Below are 14,714 nucleotides of genomic sequence, written 5' to 3'. Positions count from 1 at the left end.
GGGTTTGGTCAGGAGCAATCAGATGGCGATAACAACGCGATCCCGAAGAGAGAAGATTGGCAGCGGGCTCGGGCTGGTGATGGGGCTCATCGCCTTTAACCTGATCGTGCCCCTGCTTCCGGTTGCAACAGAGATGTCGGATATGACCCGGATGATAGGTGCCATGGTCAGCGCCATGCTTTGCGCCGAGCTGGGCGCCAGGATTGGCAAGTGGCGGGATGCCAAAGAGCAGGCCGGATCGGCAGAGTAACTCGACGTGAGAAGAGCGCCAATCGCCCGAGTGCGGTGGTGTGTGCGGGTGTAACAGGCAGGGCGACTGTTGTCGCCCTGCCTGTTTTGCTATCGCGGTTTGCCGCTCAAGCGCCGCCGGGGTTTGCTGCGATGGAGGAAGGTGGCCAGGGTGTCGCGGGGCGATGCCGCATTGCATCAGAAGGCGCCTGGAGCGAGATGCGCCAAGGCTGGATCTGCGAGGGAAATCCTGAGATCGTGCAGGCAGTTATCTGGTTATCCCCTTGAGAGGAGTGCCCATGCGCATTGCCCTGATTGGCCTTGGCGATATCGCCCGGAAGGCCTATCTGCCGCTGCTTGCAAACGACGAGCGAGTCACCCCGCTGCTCTGTACCCGGAGTCCCTCGGTGCTCGGCGAACTGGCGCGCCAGTACCGGATTGGCGAGTGTTTTACCGAGGTCGATGCGCTGCTGGCGAGCCGACCTGATGCGGTGATGATCCACGCTGCCACCGCCGTGCACGGCAAACTGGCGGAGCTGTGCCTGCGTGCCGGCATTCCTACCTTTGTGGACAAGCCGCTGTGTGACAACGCAGGAGAGGTGGAGGCGCTCGCCAATCTCGCCATCGCCAGGGACTGCCCGCTGTTTGTGGGCTTCAACCGTCGCTATCTGCCCGCCATGGCCGCCGCACGAGACCAGCCGCTGACCGAGCTCCATTGGCAAAAGCACAGGCACGCCCTGCCAGGGGCGCCTCGCCAGTTTCTGTTCGACGACTGTATCCATGTGCTCGACAGCCTCTGCTGTTATGGCGGCGAGCCGGACGGGGAGCTGCATGCGGTGCTGCGACGCAGCAGTGAGCAGCCCGAACTGCTGGCCGGGGTGAGCGTCGCCTGGCAGAGCGGGCAGATGGCAGTGAGCGGCAGCATGAATCGCAGCGCCGGCATGACCGAGGAGCGCATCGATGCCTATGGCGACAACCTCTCATTACATATCGAGAACTGCACCCGTGGCCTGCTTGCGCGAGACAACACAGTGCAGACCCTGGCACCGGGCGACTGGCAGCCCGTGCTGGCGAGCCGAGGCTTTGTCGCCATGCTCGAGCACTGGTATGGGCAGATTGACGTCGGGCGGGCAGACGGGGCGTTGGTCGAGAGCTACCTGCAAAGCCATCGACTGGCGGAGCGCCTCGTCGCCCTGGCAAAGGGATGACCCGGAGGCAAGGGGCTGGGTGACACCGACAGGCATCACTGGCCAGAGAAGCGGCAGAGCACTGTATGAGATGGTGGCTCCTTGCGCAGTCAGCCGGGAAGGGTGCCAGCGAGCGAGCCAAGCGAAGGCGGGTTTGTTATCTTGGCGGCCATCAAGAGCAGCAGGGCAAGAGATCGCAATGAAGAAGGTGTCGAAGATGAGATGGCTGACCGCAGTGGGCGGGGTATTCCGTTCATGAGCATCATTCTGGGGATCGATCCCGGTTCGCGCATCACCGGTTACGGGGTCATTCGCATCGTCGCGGGCAAGGCGGAATATCTGGGATCGGGCTGCATCCGCACCGATCTGGGGGAGCTGCCGTCTCGCCTGAAGCAGGTCTATGACGGGGTGAGCGAGATCATCACCCAGTTCAAGCCGGACGAGTTCGCCATCGAGCGGGTCTTCATGGCGCGCAACGCGGACTCGGCCCTGAAGCTCGGCCAGGCCCGTGGCAGCGCCATCGTCGCGGCGGTCAATGCCCTGCTGCCGGTGAGCGAGTATTCGGCCACCCAGATCAAGCAGGCGGTTGTGGGCACCGGTGGCGCCGCCAAGGAGCAGGTGCAGCACATGGTGACTCATCTGCTCAAGCTCTCTGCCACCCCCCAGGCGGATGCGGCGGATGCCCTCGGGGTGGCGCTCTGCCACTTCCACACCCGTCAGAGCCTCATTCGCATGGCCGGGCGGGCCAGCGGATCGGTGCGCGGCCGTTATCGCTAATCCCCGGGGGAGGGCTTCTGGTGTTGGCAGGGGAGCGCGGGGAGCTGCTGGCAAAATCGCTGGTCGGGTCACAATCTGTCGCGTCCCTCGATGGGACTCCCATGGAGAAGCGCACCGAGCGGGTGAATATCTTTCTACTTTATCAATAACTTGTGACATTCATCACACATCCGCGATGAGCCGGGTCGGTTTCGTCTTGCTCCGCCACACTCCCATAATATGGCGCCTGTTCAATAACAGTGTCCGTATGAGCCTTTCTGGCTCTCGTGTTAATCATCATGGGAGAGACAAGAGTGAAACCTTTTGCTGCTGAATTTATGGGAACCTTCTGGCTGGTACTGGGAGGCTGCGGGAGCGCCGTGCTGGCTGCCGCCTTCCCCAATGTGGGGATCGGCCTGCTGGGCGTCGCCCTGGCGTTCGGTCTGACCGTGCTGACCATGGCCTATGCCATCGGTCATATCTCGGGTTGCCACCTTAACCCGGCCGTGACCGTCGGGCTCTGGGCCGGTGGCCGCTTCCCGGCCTCCAACGTGCTGCCCTACATCGTGGCCCAGGTGCTTGGCGGGATCGTGGCAGGTGGCGTGCTCTATGTCATTGCCAGCGGACAGGCGGGTTTTGATGTGAGCGCAGGCTTTGCTTCCAACGGCTATGGTGAGCATTCCCCCGGTGGTTACAGCCTGCTGGCCGCACTGGTGTGTGAAGTGGTGATGACCGGTTTCTTCCTGTTTGTCATCATGGGGGCCACCGACAGCCGTGCGCCGGCCGGGTTTGCTCCCATCGCCATCGGTCTGTGCCTGACCCTCATCCACCTCATCAGCATTCCGGTGACCAACACCTCGGTCAACCCGGCGCGCAGCACTGGCGTGGCGCTTTTTGTCGGTGACTGGGCCGTGGGCCAGCTCTGGCTGTTCTGGGTTGCCCCCATTGTCGGTGCCATTCTGGGTGCATTGGCCTATCGTGTGATCGCCACGAAAGAGTGATGTGTTGCTAGTTAACGTGTGGTATCGACACGCCCCCGGGCGTGTTTTTTTATGTCTGAAGGAATACCGAGCAGGGCGCCATGCTGACGATAGGGTGCGGCATGATCACAGTCCCTTGGCGCTCAGCATCTCTTTGTAGCGCTGATGCAGCAGCTTGACCCGTTCCACATAGGCCCGGGTTTCGGCCAATGAGGGATGCCGCCGTGCTTGTACCGTACCGGTCCTACAACCCCTTGGCGCTCAGCATCTCCTTGTAGCGCTGATACAGCAGCTTGACCCGTTCCACATAAGCCCGGGTTTCGGCCAATGAGGGATGCCGCCGTGCTTGTACCGTACCGGTCCTACAACCCCTTGGCGCTCAGCATCTCTTTGTAGCGCTGATGCAGCAGCTTGACTCGTTCCACATAAGCCCGGGTTTCGGCATAGGGCGGTATGCCGCCGTGTTTTTGCACCGCACCGGCGCCTGCATTGTAGGCGGCGGTGGCCAGGGCCACATTGCCGTCATACTGCTTGAGCAGACCCGCCAGGTATTTCACCCCGCCAAAGATGTTCTGCTCCGCCAGCAGGGCGTTGCCGACCCCGAGCTCGCGCGCCGTGGCGGGCATCAGCTGGGTCAGTCCCATGGCGCCCTTGCGGGAGACGGCCAGGGGATTGAAGGCGGACTCGGCATGGATCAGCGCCCGGATGAGGGCAGGCTCGACCTGATAAGTCTTGGCTGCCGCCTGTATGGTGCTGGCGTAGTCATAGAGGAAGAGGCCTGTCGTGTGCCAGTTGACCTTGGACGCCGGATCGCAGGCATAGCAGTCGTTGAACAGCAGCAGTTCGTAGTGACCCTGCTCCGGCATCATGTCGGAATAGCGTATGACCCCGTTCTTTTGTACCGACTTGTAGACCTGGATCTGACGGCTTGCAGGCTTAGCGGGTTCAGGGGAGGGGAGCGGCGCCGTGGTGAGTGCCACGGTACGCGGCGTGGGAACCGGGGAGGAGACAGCCGTCTCCGGGGTCAGGATCACCACCTCTGCCGGTGGCGGTATCTGAGCCGGGGCTGCGTGGGAAAACAGCGGCATCATGCCCAGCAACATCCATGCTTTCAACGGCTTGCTCCTTAAGCCTCGTTAGCCACGTTGAGTAAAGCATTCGGGATGGCGCAGAACAAGTTCCTGTGAACAGGGGAGGCTGGAAATGTGATGGCAGAGGGACGTCCCGCCTGTGTGCTCACTCAGGACAAGGGGCGCGGCTCATGGCGTCAAGGGGCGGATGATCGCAACCTCGTCTTTTCCATCTAGTTATTGGCTTTTTTGTAAGTTAAAGGCGTGTTATCTTGCTGTTGCTCCACTCTGGTCAGATCTCTTCGTGGAGCCAGCGAGCGAGCAGGAGAGGGCCGGTATGGCCAGAGCGAAATGGGCATGACAAGCAGGCGAGCGATGGAGCTCAGATTCGAAGAGTACTGTGATGCGGATCTTTCCCTCATCAGAGACTATTACGAGACGACGTTTTCCCACTATGTGCCGGATTTGGCAGAACGGATTTTTGTGGTTCGTGATGCACACTGGCTGGTGGGGGCGGTGCGCCTGCGCGATGAACAGGATTACTACCACTTGTGTGGCTTTCGTCTGCTCCCTCACTACCAGTCTCTGGGGCTGGGGTCCCGCTTGTTGCAGCATGCCTGCCGCGATCTTTCCGACAAGCCCGTGATCTGTCACGCCCTGCCGTTCGAGAAACCCTTCTACCTCAAGGCGGGATTTGACCACCTTCCCCTGCATGAACTCGACGGGCCCCTTCACTCCCTCTATCACCAGCAGCACGAACAGGGTTACCAGATCGAGCTGCTGGTGCGCCAGGCGAAGGCGCCTGTTTTCAACTGAGATCTTATTGGGGTTTGGTCAGCAGGTGGATCTTGCCTGGTGACAACTCCAGCCCCAGCAGATTTTCCTTGAGCCAGGCCTGATTGGGGTCCTTGTCATCCAGCTTGTAGACAGGCTGGGTCTCCAGCCGTTTCTCCATGCTCTGCAGCAGCATCCTCAGCATGAAACCAAACTTCTGTTCCGCCGCGGCAGGCTCCAGCTTGTAATCGATGAGCTTCATGTTGTCGAGGAAGAGCGCACTCTTGGCCTTGTCGTAGCGGGGCCTCGCCTCATAGGTCATGTTGAAGCGCGCGTCGTACTCGGTCTGATCCGGGAGCGCGATTTTCAACTTGCCTTTGCCAAACACCCTGGCGGTATCCGGGCTCTGGCGACCAATCTGCACATCGCTCTGCTCGAGTTGCACATGGGCCTTGATGATGCCGGGCAATTCCAGCTGTTTGTCCACTTGCACCTGGGATTGCAGGTACTGATTTATCTGCTGCTCATTGATGTCATATGAGCCTTGACCTAGCATGGCCAGACTCAGCAGCATAGATTGCAGGATCATGCTAACGACCTGATAGAATGGGTGTGCCCCATAGCATACCATCCCGACCCTGTGGGGTCTGCCCGTGCCATCTGTCCAATACACCAAGGAGTCGCCTTGCTCGACGGTCTGGAATACGACATTCAGTTGCTGTTTTCCCGCTTTCTCGGCTGGTTGTTGCTGTTGTTTCACACCGTGATCGTGGCAGGGATCTCCCTGCGGGTGGTGATGAAGCGACGTCCCATCGGGGTATCTCTTGCCTGGTTGGCCCTCATCTATGCCATCCCCTTCGCCGGGGTCGGTTTCTACGTGCTGTTTGGCGAGATACGCCTCGGTCGCAAGCGGGCGGAGCGGGCCCAGGCCATGTACCGTCCTTACGCCATCTGGATCCGCCAGCTCGCGCGCCTCTTCCCCCAGCACTGCTGCGAGGTGGGCAGCAAGGCACGCCCGCTCCACGATCTGATCCAGGGGCGCTTGGCCATGCCCATGCTCTCGGGCAACCGGATGACCCTGCTGCACAAGCCCAAGAGCATCGTAGAGGAGATAGTGCGCGACATCCGGGGCTCCTCCCAATCCTGTTATCTGGAGTTCTACATCTGGCACCCCGGCGGGGATGTGGACGAGGTGTGCGAGGCGTTGATGGAGGTGGCTGCACGCGGCGTGGATTGTCGTGTCTTGCTCGACTCCATCGGCAGCAAGACCTTCTTCCGCTCCTCCTGGCCCAAAACCTTGCGTGCCGCTGGTGTCAAAGTCGTGGAAGTGTTGCCGGTCGGCGCCTGGCGCATCCCGTTTCAGCGCCAGGACTTGCGCATGCACCGCAAGTTGGTGGTGATCGATGACAAGGTTGGTTACACCGGCTCCATGAACATGGTGGATCCTCGTTTCTTCAAGCAGGATGCCGGGGTCGGCCAGTGGGTCGACATCATGATCCGGGTGCAGGGCCCCGTGGTGCCGTTGATGTGGTCCACCTTCGTCTGGGACTGGGAGATGGAGACCGGCGAGCGGCTGCTCGACAGTCTGCAACATGAGCCGGAAGCCTGGCCACAGACCAACTATCGGGCCCAGCTCATTCCCTCCGGCCCCTTCGTCGGCGGTGACTGCATCCAGCAGAGCCTGCTGCTCGCCATCTACCAGGCTCGTCATCATCTGGTGCTGACCACCCCCTATTTCGTGCCGGACGATCCGCTGGCTGCGGCCCTCTCTTCGGCGGCGGCCCGCGGCGTGCTGGTGCAGTTAGTTCTGCCTGCGCGCAACGACTCCCTGATGGCCAACCACGCCAGCAACTCCTTCATGGAGGATCTGCTGGCGGCAGGAGTGGAGATATACCGCTATGATGCCGGACTGCTGCACACCAAGAGCGTGCTGGTGGACGATGATTTCGCCCTGGTGGGCACGGTCAACCTCGACCGGCGCAGTCTCTGGCTCAATTTCGAGATCACCCTGCTCATCGACAACCCGGTGTTTGTCGCCGAGATGAACCAGCTGGTGCAGGGCTACATGCTGGAGGCGACCCCCATGTCACTGACCAGGTGGCGTGCCCGCCCCTGGTACAAAAAATTGCTTGAGAACATCTTCTACCTGTTCAGCCCCCTGCTGTGACAGCCAGAGCGTGGACCCCAAGCCGTTGTCTGGCTTGTGTTGATGCCCATCCTCCCCGTAGAGTGCGCCCATGCACCCGCCATTGAACCATTGTGGAGAAACAGAACTGATGAAGAAAAAAGTGGCCTTGGCCGTCGGAGTCGTGTTGGTGGTGGGAGGGCTTGGCGCCTGCTGGTACACGGGCAATACATTCGACCGGATCCTGGCCGAGCAGATCGCCAGGGCGCAGCAGGAGAGTGGAATCGAAGTCACCTGGAGCCCGGAGACGGAGAATCTGTTTACCCGCGACGGCGTGCTCAAGGTGGTGGTGCCGCCCCAGACGCTGGCGAGTTTTGATCCCCAGCTGGCGGGAAGCGAACCCATCGAGATGCAGTTCGCGTTCAACAGCCGCCTGTTGCCGCTCTATATCAAGAGTCACCTCCAGCTTGATACCGCACAGGGCACGCTGGCGCCCATCCTGACCTCTCTGGGGATGCAGCAGTGGCAACTGGGGGCCGAATCGGCGAGCAGCCTCTGGACCATGAGCAACAGCTCCCGCTTCTGGGTGAGTGACTTCAAGGTCAAGGAGGGGCTCAACGAATTCAATTTCCTGCCCTTGAACGGCGACTATCGCGGGGATCTCGACGGCAATGGCCATCTCACCGCCCACTGGTTGGGGATGACTGTCCACGATGCCCAGAGCAAGACAGATCTGGCCTTGGCGGATCTCAAGGGCAGTGCCGACATGGCCGAGATCAGCGGACTCTGGCTCTCTCCCCGCAGCGATGCGACCCTTACGGCCTTCTCCCTGACCCAGCCGGGGAACGTCAAGATCACACTGGAGGGGCTGACCACGGCCACCGAGCTGGCGGGGGACGATCTTCAGACGCTCTCCACTCGCTATCAGATGAAGGTGGCGACCCTCAACATGGAGAGCGAGGAAGACCGGCTCGCGCTGACCCAGGGAAATCTGGATCTCTCCCTCAAGGGGCTGGATCTCGAGGGGTATCAGACGCTGCAAGAGGCCAGCAGCAAACGGGTGGACGAAGCGGCCATCCAGGAAGCGCTGGACAAGATGCTCCAGAGAGGGGCCACGCTGGAACTGGCGGATCTGAGTGCGCGATTGAACGGTGAGCCTGTCAGTCTGCAAGGGGAGGCCAAGCTGGCGCCCACCACCCTGGCACAGTTGATGGGCAGCGAGGAGGGGATGCAGGCACTCTCCGGTCTGCTGCATGCCCACCTTGGGGAGAAGCTGGGCCAGGCCGTTCCCCAGTTGGCCCCCATGCTGGAGCAATTCACTGCCATGGGATATCTGAAGGCGCAGGAGTCACAGCTTCAGGCCGAGCTCAAGCTCGACAAAGGGGCCGTGACCGTCAATGGTCTGCCGCTGCACCCGTGAGTGCCGCGCAATGAAAAGGCTCCCTCGGGAGCCTTTTTTCTGGGGGCGCGCAGCCGCTTATTTGAACACGACGGTCTTGTTGCCGTAGACGAAGACACGCTCGTTCAGCACCAGTTCCAGCGCCCGGCTCAGCACGGATTTCTCCACGTCGCGTCCGGCCTTGGCCATGTCATCGGCACTGAAGGTGTGATCGACGTGGATCACGTCCTGCTCGACGATGGGGCCTTCATCCAGATCGTCGGTGACGAAGTGGGCGGTGGCACCAATCAGCTTGACCCCGCGGTCGAAGGCCTGACGATAGGGGCGGGCACCGATGAAGGCAGGCAGGAAGGAGTGGTGGATATTGATGATCTTGCGCGGATAGGCTTCCACGAAGCTTGGGGTCAGCACACGCATGTATTTGGCCAGGATGACGTAATCCGGCTGGTAGCCATCGATGAGCGTGCGCACTTGCTCCTCATGCTCGGTGCGGCTCAGATCCTCGTGGCTCACGCAGTGGAAGGGGATGTCGAACTTGCCGGTCAGCTCGGCGAGGGTGTCGTAGTTGCCGATGACCGCGACGATGTCCATGTCCAGGGCGCCGGCATAGTTCTTCATCAGGATGTCGCCGAGGCAGTGGGTCTCCTTGGTCACCAGGATGACGATGCGCTTCTTGCCCGCCTTGACGAGACGACGCTGGGCGCCGGCAGGCAGGGCATCATCGAGGTCGGCCAGCAGGGTCTCGTCGTTGAAGCGCCCTTCCAGCTCGGTGCGCATGAAGAAGCGGCCGTTTTCGTGATCCACGAACTCGTCGTTCTTGTTGATGTTGAGCTGGTGCTTGTAGCAGATGTTGGTGATCTTGGCGATGAGACCCTTGGCATCGGGGCAATCGGTCAGCAGTATTTTCTTTTCCATCTCTGTCATGATTCCGTTTGTGATGTTGGCACCCGGTCTGCGCGGGCGCGCGCGTTTTTGCTGGCACTATGCCACAAACGAATTCAGAAAGGACAGCGCGCCGTGTATCGGGTGGTGCTCGCGCGAAAATTGCAGTGCAGCCAGCACCCGGTTTGTCTTTGATGGGTTTTTGGCTGGCATCCTGCGTCTTTTTTCTTTAGGCTGTCTGCGCTTATTCTCAGGGCGGGGCGAAATTCCCCACCGGCGGTATCCCGATGTGACTCGGGGAGCCCGCGAGCGCCCGACCCGGCATTCATCCGGGACGGGGTCAGCAGATCCGGTGAGATGCCGGAGCCGACGGTCATAGTCCGGATGAAAGAGGATAAGACAGATATTGCTGGCCAGACCCTGACGGGTTGGCCGCCGCATGGCTACTTCTGTCTGCCTTTCCATGCCCTGATTCTGGTCCTTGTCTTTCTTAGGAGTCTTACCATGAATCAGTCTCTACTCAGTGAATTCGGTGATCCCATTGCTCGCGTCGAAGCCGCGCTGGCCGCCCTGCGTGCCGGTCAGGGTGTGCTGGTGGCCGATGATGAAGATCGCGAGAACGAAGGCGATCTCATCTTTGCCGCAGAAACCATGACCAACGAGCAGATGGCCATGATGATCCGCGAGTGCTCCGGCATCGTCTGCCTCTGTCTGACCGACGAGCGGGTTCGCCAGCTCGAGCTGCCGATGATGGTGGAGGCCAACTCCAGCCACTATCAGACTGCCTTCACCGTGACCATCGAAGCGGCGCAGGGGGTGACCACCGGGGTGTCCGCCGCCGATCGCATCACCACCATCCGCGCGGCCATCGCCGACGGTGCCCGGCCCTCCGATCTGCATCGACCCGGCCATGTCTTCCCGCTGCGCGCCCGCACGGGTGGGGTGCTGACCCGCCGTGGTCACACCGAAGCGACCGTCGATCTGATGCAGCTCGCCGGGCTCAAACCTTACGGAGTATTGTGCGAGTTGACCAAGGAAGATGGCTCCATGGCCAGGTTGCCGGACCTGGTGGCCTTCGGTCGCCAGCACCGGATGCCGGTCCTGACCATCGAAGATCTGGTGCAATATCGTCAATTGCTGTCAGAACGTTCAGCCTGAGCCTCATACGAAATTGTAATAAGCCCAAATTTTGGTTACGCTTTGTGCGAACCTCATCCAGGGACACTCATTTTTGCTTAAAGTTTGTACGGAAAGTGTGCGGCTAAAAAAAAATGAGGGTTTTAACGCATTTATCTGTGATGAGGCCTATCCAAACTATGATTTTTTTGTGCCATAATCACGCCGCTTGCTAAACGTCTGGCGAGTTAAAGGGAGCTTTTAAAAATGAAAAAAATGTTGTTGGTAGGTGTTGTTGGTCTGTCCGCTCTGCTGGGCGGTTGTGCAAACACCAGCGAACTGGAAACCTCCGTTCAGAATCTGTCTAACAAAGTTGACCAACTGGCTCAAGATGTTAGCGCTGTTCGTGCTGATCAGTCCAAGATCGCTGCTGATGTTGCAGAAGCCAAGCAAGAAGCTATGCGTGCTAACCAGCGCATCGACAACATGGCTACTTCCTACAAGAAGTAATCCATGCGAAAAAATGGCGCATTTCAATGCGCCATTTTTTTTGCCTGAAATTCATCAAATTACTGCGTTTCCCCGCTGAAACCCGCCTGACAAGGCAATGCCGACGAATCGGCATCACCCCGTTTTTCATTTCCGCATCGGTCAGTAGAGCAGGCTGTAGAGCTTGCGACGATAACTCTGTGCTGCAGGGTGCGCGCCCATGGTTGCCAGCACATCGAGATAGATCTTCTTGGCATCGCCAAAGGCGAGATCACCTTTGAGGATGGTGAACAACAGGGCCAATGCCTCCTCCTGTCTACCAACCTGGCTGTAAAGCACCGCCAGCTCCTGGGCGAGGGCATGGTCATCAGGCTGTTCAGCGTGGCGCAGCTCCAGGGCGCGCAGCTCAGGACTGTCGCTGGCCTGCAGCGCCAGCGAGAGGCGGGAGCTCAGGGTCTGGTAATGATCATCCTGTGCCACCATGGGGATGGTCGAAAGCAGGCTCTGCGCCTCGTCAAGGAGATTGAGATCCAGCGCGGCCTGTATCAGCCAGAGCGTGATGTCGTGACGCTCGGGGGCGAGGCGATGGGCCTGGCCAAGATGGGTGTGCGCCACATCGGCTTGCCCGTTCTCCAGCGCCTGCTTTGCCTGATCGAGCAGCAACTCCTCCTCTTTGGGGGCAAAGGCGGCGAAATACTGGCGCAATGTGGCTTCATCCTGCGGCCCTTCCAGAATGGCCTGTTCATCCGGGCGCCCCTGATGGAACAGCACCAGCGCGGGCAGTGCGCGCAGGGCAAGCTGGCTGGCCAGAGGCTGCAACTGGGGGTCGTTCATGTCGACTTTGGCCAGGGTCACCGCTGCATTGGCCGGGCCGACCAGCGCTTCCACTTGCGGGGTCATGGCCTGGCACTCCGGCATCTGGGGGGCGTGGAAATAGATGACGACCGGCTTTTTCATGGACGCATCGAGCAATTCTGCGTGGAAGTTCTGGGGAGTGATGTCGACGATCATGAGGCTGACTCTCGAAAAATGGTGTGGATCAACATGGGGTCCAGCGGGATGGAATTCAAGCGCGCATCCAGCAGATGGGCATCGACCCGGCGAGTCGGGGCAGCCAGGCTAAGCCATCCGCTGCCCGCGGGCCAGTCGCGGATTTCATAGTGGCGATTGTCGAGGTGATTATTTAGCTGCCATGCCTGCTCCGGAAGGAAGCAGATCTTGTCGAGTCCGGCGGAAATGCCATCGCCATGCGCCTTGAGCACAGCTTCCTTGCGAGACCATAGTCGATAGAAGGCCGAATGTTGCTCCTCTCGGGGCTGGGCGCTCAACCATTGGTATTCGCTTGGCGCATAGAAGCGTTTGGCCAACGGCAGTATGGGGCGGTGACGCAAGCCCATCTCGATGTCCACGCCAAGGGGGCCCTCCTCACAGAGAGCGATCACCAGCCACTCTCCGCTGTGGCTGAGGTTGAACTGCCAGCAATGACTGAGCAGTGTCGGTTTGCCATGCGCACCGATGCCAAAAGTCAGGGCATCGGCCCGGCAATGGAGTCGCTCGGCCAGCAGGCGGCGCAGCAGCACCCGGCCGAGCAGGTACTCATGCTGGCGACCCGCCTGGTGGATCTCGTGCCAGTGACGGCGTTCATCCGGGGCGAGTTCGGATGCCAGCCTGATCACCAGGTCTGCATCGACGCTTGCCGTATTTAACAAATAGAGATCCGCAGATAGCATAATATTTCACTTAAAAATAGGGGTGAAATAGCGATAACAGTCCGTTTGATGCGCTCAAAACCGATGCTTTCAAGATTGTATATTGTTTGGGCATGATCACATAAATTGCGCTAAACAGAGCATTTCCTTGCAAAAATGTGAGGTCGATTGGGATTTTCGCTTGCCTCGATAGAATTCTTGGATATAGTCGGGTGCTGTTGCCTTATAAATTGCCCTTTCGGGCTGCATTTTAACAAGTTTCACTCTTTTTGCGGGGATAAAGGATTGCGCCACCTGATGCTACTGCTGGTCGCGCTCGGAATGGTGGGTTGTGCATCGGCACCCCAACCCGAGGTCGCGAGCAAGATCGAGGTTTCCATGATGGAACCCGTGATTGAACCCGAAGTTTCACCAACCCCTGACGTCAACGAAATCCTGACCGTATACAAAGAGTGGCGCGGCGTTCCTTACCGGATGGGAGGAAGCAGCCAGCGAGGCATCGATTGCTCCGCCTTCGCCCGTGAAGTGTTCCGCAATGCCGTCGGCATCGAATTACCCCGTGATACCCGCTCCCAGGTCCATGAAGGCACCCGGGTTTCCAAACAGGATCTGGTCGAAGGAGACCTGGTCTTCTTCAAGATCAACCGCCGCCTCAATCACGTGGGCATCTATGTCGGCAATGGCGAATTCATTCATGCCTCCACCCGCGCCGGGGTGACACGCTCCAAGCTCGACAGCAGTTACTGGCGCAGCAAATTCTGGCAGGCACGCCGGATAGACATCTGAGTCAGGCTGGACAAACGGCTCGCAGTACGGACTGTTTTTCCAACCTCACTTGAACCGGGCCCTCAGGGCCCGGTTTTTTTATGACCCTCGTTTAGACTTTCCCTGGTCGACTCTCTATAGTGTGGCCCCCTTGATCCTCGGCAGGTCCAGCATGACACCCCAGCAGAAAACCGGATTGCACCCGCGCAATCGCCATCAGGCACCCTACGACTTCGACGAGCTCTGCCAGCGTACCCCGGCGTTGACGCCTTTCGTGTTCACCAACGAGCACGGCACCCGAACCCTGGACTTTGCCGATCCGGCCGCCGTCAAGACGCTCAACCGGGCATTGCTGGCACTGCACTATGGCATTGCGCATTGGGATCTGCCCCCCGGCTATCTCTGCCCGCCCATTCCGGGCCGGGTAGACTACCTGCATCGAGCCGCGGATCTGCTGGCCGAGAGCGCGGGATGCGTACCGACGGGCAAGCAGGTTCGAGTGCTGGATGTCGGTGTCGGGGCCAACTGCATCTATCCCTTGCTGGGCGCCCGGGAGTATGGCTGGCGCTTCGTGGGCTCAGACATCGATCCTGTGTCGGTGAAGGCGGCAACCCTGCTGGCCACCAGCAATGGATTGGGCAACCAGATCACATGCCGTCATCAGGGTAACCCCAAGCATGTCTTTCGCGGGATCCTGGGGCCGAAGGAGCACTTTGCCCTGACTCTGTGCAACCCGCCGTTTCATGCTTCTCTGGCGGAAGCGAGCAAGGGGACGGAGCGCAAGCTGCGCAACCTGGGCAAGGGCCAGGCAGTGGCCGGGGCGCCCGTGCTCAATTTCGGCGGTCAGAAGGCCGAGCTCTGGTGCGAGGGGGGCGAGGCGGCGTTTCTGGCGGCCATGATAGAGCAGAGCAAGGAGTTTGCCAGCCAATGCCTCTGGTTCAGCTCGCTGGTGTCGAAAAAGGAAAATCTGCCTGCCGCACGAAAGGCGCTGGCTCGGGTGGGGGCGCGGGAGGTTCGCGTGCTCGACATGGCGCAAGGCAACAAGGTGAGCCGGATCCTCGCCTGGAGTTTCCTGGACGATGGGCAGCGCAAGAGCTGGTGGACCGCCCAGGGGAGATGATCGAGGACGGGGCTCAGTGGCGACACGGGCCCCGTCTCTTTTTCAGCTCAGATGTTGATTCGTTTGCAGCCTTCCATTCAATCGTTTTCCTGCCCGTGTTTGCTCGCATGTTAG

At 60.0% G+C, this 14,714-nt stretch carries 16 protein-coding genes, 2 pseudogenes and 1 riboswitch; of the genes and pseudogenes, 11 read left to right on the top strand and 7 right to left on the bottom strand.

Annotation, left to right across the window (positions count from 1 at the left end; translation table 11 throughout):
• Positions 1-22 precede the first annotated feature (22 nt).
• The 4 genes from I6L32_RS00530 (at position 23) to aqpZ (ending at position 3,172) form a co-directional block, all read left to right on the top strand.
• Entirely contained in the window at positions 23-250 is a 228-nt protein-coding gene (locus I6L32_RS00530; protein ID WP_041214736.1) for a hypothetical protein, read from the top strand.
• Between the two features lie 277 nt (positions 251-527).
• Positions 528-1,436: a Gfo/Idh/MocA family protein gene (locus tag I6L32_RS00525; RefSeq protein ID WP_216944506.1), complete on the top strand. Its 909-nt coding sequence runs from the start codon at positions 528-530 to the stop codon at positions 1,434-1,436.
• A 234-nt stretch (positions 1,437-1,670) separates the two neighbouring features.
• Complete coding sequence (gene ruvC, locus I6L32_RS00520) at positions 1,671-2,192, top strand: crossover junction endodeoxyribonuclease RuvC (RefSeq protein ID WP_010673515.1); 522 nt, start codon at positions 1,671-1,673, stop codon at positions 2,190-2,192.
• Between the two features lie 293 nt (positions 2,193-2,485).
• Positions 2,486-3,172 (top strand): aquaporin Z, encoded by a 687-nt coding sequence (aqpZ, locus tag I6L32_RS00515; protein WP_010673516.1) that lies wholly within the window; start codon positions 2,486-2,488, stop codon positions 3,170-3,172.
• 105 nt (positions 3,173-3,277) lie between these two features.
• Here aqpZ and I6L32_RS00510 read toward each other — a convergent pair.
• The 3 genes and pseudogenes from I6L32_RS00510 to I6L32_RS00500 form a co-directional block, all read right to left on the bottom strand.
• Positions 3,278-3,381, bottom strand: a pseudogene (locus tag I6L32_RS00510) (lytic transglycosylase domain-containing protein); the annotation flags it as partial.
• Between the two features lie 14 nt (positions 3,382-3,395).
• Positions 3,396-3,499: pseudogene (locus tag I6L32_RS00505) on the bottom strand (lytic transglycosylase domain-containing protein); the annotation flags it as partial.
• Between the two features lie 14 nt (positions 3,500-3,513).
• Positions 3,514-4,254 carry a lytic transglycosylase domain-containing protein gene (locus I6L32_RS00500; protein WP_167825488.1) on the bottom strand — a complete coding sequence of 247 codons (741 nt, stop codon included), beginning with the start codon at positions 4,252-4,254 and terminating at the stop codon, positions 3,514-3,516.
• 324 nt (positions 4,255-4,578) lie between these two features.
• On the opposite strand from I6L32_RS00500, the gene I6L32_RS00495 reads away from it, so the two are divergent.
• On the top strand, positions 4,579-5,037 hold the full coding sequence (locus tag I6L32_RS00495) for a GNAT family N-acetyltransferase (RefSeq protein ID WP_029313989.1): 459 nt from the start codon (positions 4,579-4,581) through the stop codon (positions 5,035-5,037).
• 4 nt (positions 5,038-5,041) lie between these two features.
• On the opposite strand, the gene I6L32_RS00490 is transcribed toward I6L32_RS00495, so the two are convergent.
• Positions 5,042-5,584 carry a DUF1439 domain-containing protein gene (locus I6L32_RS00490; protein ID WP_254203867.1) on the bottom strand — a complete coding sequence of 181 codons (543 nt, stop codon included), beginning with the start codon at positions 5,582-5,584 and terminating at the stop codon, positions 5,042-5,044.
• A 96-nt stretch (positions 5,585-5,680) separates the two neighbouring features.
• Here I6L32_RS00490 and cls point away from each other — a divergent pair, with 96 nt between their 5' ends.
• Both cls and I6L32_RS00480 read left to right on the top strand, forming a co-directional pair.
• Entirely contained in the window at positions 5,681-7,162 is a 1,482-nt protein-coding gene (gene cls, locus I6L32_RS00485) for a cardiolipin synthase (protein WP_010673520.1), read from the top strand.
• Between the two features lie 109 nt (positions 7,163-7,271).
• Positions 7,272-8,540 (top strand): DUF945 family protein, encoded by a 1,269-nt coding sequence (locus I6L32_RS00480; protein ID WP_216944505.1) that lies wholly within the window; start codon positions 7,272-7,274, stop codon positions 8,538-8,540.
• A gap of 57 nt (positions 8,541-8,597) precedes the next feature.
• On the opposite strand, the gene purU is transcribed toward I6L32_RS00480, so the two are convergent.
• The gene (gene purU / locus I6L32_RS00475) at positions 8,598-9,434 is read right to left on the bottom strand and encodes a formyltetrahydrofolate deformylase (protein WP_029313992.1); all 837 of its coding nucleotides are present in this window, start codon (positions 9,432-9,434) and stop codon (positions 8,598-8,600) included.
• 209 nt (positions 9,435-9,643) lie between these two features.
• Positions 9,644-9,801: riboswitch (FMN riboswitch) on the top strand.
• A 104-nt stretch (positions 9,802-9,905) separates the two neighbouring features.
• Between purU and ribB the strand changes: the two genes are divergently transcribed.
• Both ribB and I6L32_RS00465 read left to right on the top strand, forming a co-directional pair.
• Positions 9,906-10,559: a 3,4-dihydroxy-2-butanone-4-phosphate synthase gene (gene ribB / locus I6L32_RS00470; protein WP_010673523.1), complete on the top strand. Its 654-nt coding sequence runs from the start codon at positions 9,906-9,908 to the stop codon at positions 10,557-10,559.
• Positions 10,560-10,784: 225 nt separating this feature from the next.
• Positions 10,785-11,027 (top strand): Lpp/OprI family alanine-zipper lipoprotein, encoded by a 243-nt coding sequence (locus tag I6L32_RS00465; protein ID WP_010634682.1) that lies wholly within the window; start codon positions 10,785-10,787, stop codon positions 11,025-11,027.
• A 141-nt stretch (positions 11,028-11,168) separates the two neighbouring features.
• Here the strand turns inward: I6L32_RS00465 and I6L32_RS00460 are convergent, their stop codons facing one another.
• Together I6L32_RS00460 and I6L32_RS00455 are read right to left on the bottom strand one after the other, a co-directional pair.
• The gene (locus I6L32_RS00460) at positions 11,169-12,017 is read right to left on the bottom strand and encodes a tetratricopeptide repeat protein (RefSeq protein WP_216944504.1); all 849 of its coding nucleotides are present in this window, start codon (positions 12,015-12,017) and stop codon (positions 11,169-11,171) included.
• The gene (locus tag I6L32_RS00455; RefSeq protein WP_216944503.1) at positions 12,014-12,736 is read right to left on the bottom strand and encodes a 4'-phosphopantetheinyl transferase superfamily protein; all 723 of its coding nucleotides are present in this window, start codon (positions 12,734-12,736) and stop codon (positions 12,014-12,016) included. Before I6L32_RS00455 ends, I6L32_RS00460 begins: the two co-directional genes overlap by 4 nt.
• Positions 12,737-13,012: 276 nt before the next feature.
• Between I6L32_RS00455 and I6L32_RS00450 the strand changes: the two genes are divergently transcribed.
• Both I6L32_RS00450 and rlmF read left to right on the top strand, forming a co-directional pair.
• Positions 13,013-13,501 (top strand): C40 family peptidase, encoded by a 489-nt coding sequence (locus tag I6L32_RS00450; RefSeq protein WP_039039319.1) that lies wholly within the window; start codon positions 13,013-13,015, stop codon positions 13,499-13,501.
• A gap of 151 nt (positions 13,502-13,652) precedes the next feature.
• Entirely contained in the window at positions 13,653-14,600 is a 948-nt protein-coding gene (gene rlmF, locus I6L32_RS00445) for a 23S rRNA (adenine(1618)-N(6))-methyltransferase RlmF (RefSeq protein ID WP_216944502.1), read from the top strand.
• Positions 14,601-14,714: the final 114 nt, after the last annotated feature.

The sequence above is a fragment of the Aeromonas sp. FDAARGOS 1402 genome (assembly GCF_019046925.1).
GTDB lineage: Bacteria > Pseudomonadota > Gammaproteobacteria > Enterobacterales > Aeromonadaceae > Aeromonas > Aeromonas caviae.
Note: the sequence above shows the minus strand (reverse complement) of the source record. Positions and strands in the feature narration are given on the sequence as shown.

Coding starts and splice junctions, on each gene's coding strand:
- I6L32_RS00530 (WP_041214736.1), top strand. CDS start 23: ATGGCGATAACAACGCGATCCCGAAGAGAGAAGATTGGCAGCGGGCTC.
- I6L32_RS00525 (WP_216944506.1), top strand. CDS start 528: ATGCGCATTGCCCTGATTGGCCTTGGCGATATCGCCCGGAAGGCCTAT.
- ruvC (WP_010673515.1), top strand. CDS start 1,671: ATGAGCATCATTCTGGGGATCGATCCCGGTTCGCGCATCACCGGTTAC.
- I6L32_RS00500 (WP_167825488.1), bottom strand. CDS start 4,254: ATGTTGCTGGGCATGATGCCGCTGTTTTCCCACGCAGCCCCGGCTCAG.
- I6L32_RS00495 (WP_029313989.1), top strand. CDS start 4,579: ATGACAAGCAGGCGAGCGATGGAGCTCAGATTCGAAGAGTACTGTGAT.
- I6L32_RS00490 (WP_254203867.1), bottom strand. CDS start 5,584: ATGATCCTGCAATCTATGCTGCTGAGTCTGGCCATGCTAGGTCAAGGC.
- I6L32_RS00480 (WP_216944505.1), top strand. CDS start 7,272: ATGAAGAAAAAAGTGGCCTTGGCCGTCGGAGTCGTGTTGGTGGTGGGA.
- purU (WP_029313992.1), bottom strand. CDS start 9,434: ATGGAAAAGAAAATACTGCTGACCGATTGCCCCGATGCCAAGGGTCTC.
- ribB (WP_010673523.1), top strand. CDS start 9,906: ATGAATCAGTCTCTACTCAGTGAATTCGGTGATCCCATTGCTCGCGTC.
- I6L32_RS00465 (WP_010634682.1), top strand. CDS start 10,785: ATGAAAAAAATGTTGTTGGTAGGTGTTGTTGGTCTGTCCGCTCTGCTG.
- I6L32_RS00460 (WP_216944504.1), bottom strand. CDS start 12,017: ATGATCGTCGACATCACTCCCCAGAACTTCCACGCAGAATTGCTCGAT.
- I6L32_RS00455 (WP_216944503.1), bottom strand. CDS start 12,736: ATGCTATCTGCGGATCTCTATTTGTTAAATACGGCAAGCGTCGATGCA.
- I6L32_RS00450 (WP_039039319.1), top strand. CDS start 13,013: ATGCTACTGCTGGTCGCGCTCGGAATGGTGGGTTGTGCATCGGCACCC.
- rlmF (WP_216944502.1), top strand. CDS start 13,653: ATGACACCCCAGCAGAAAACCGGATTGCACCCGCGCAATCGCCATCAG.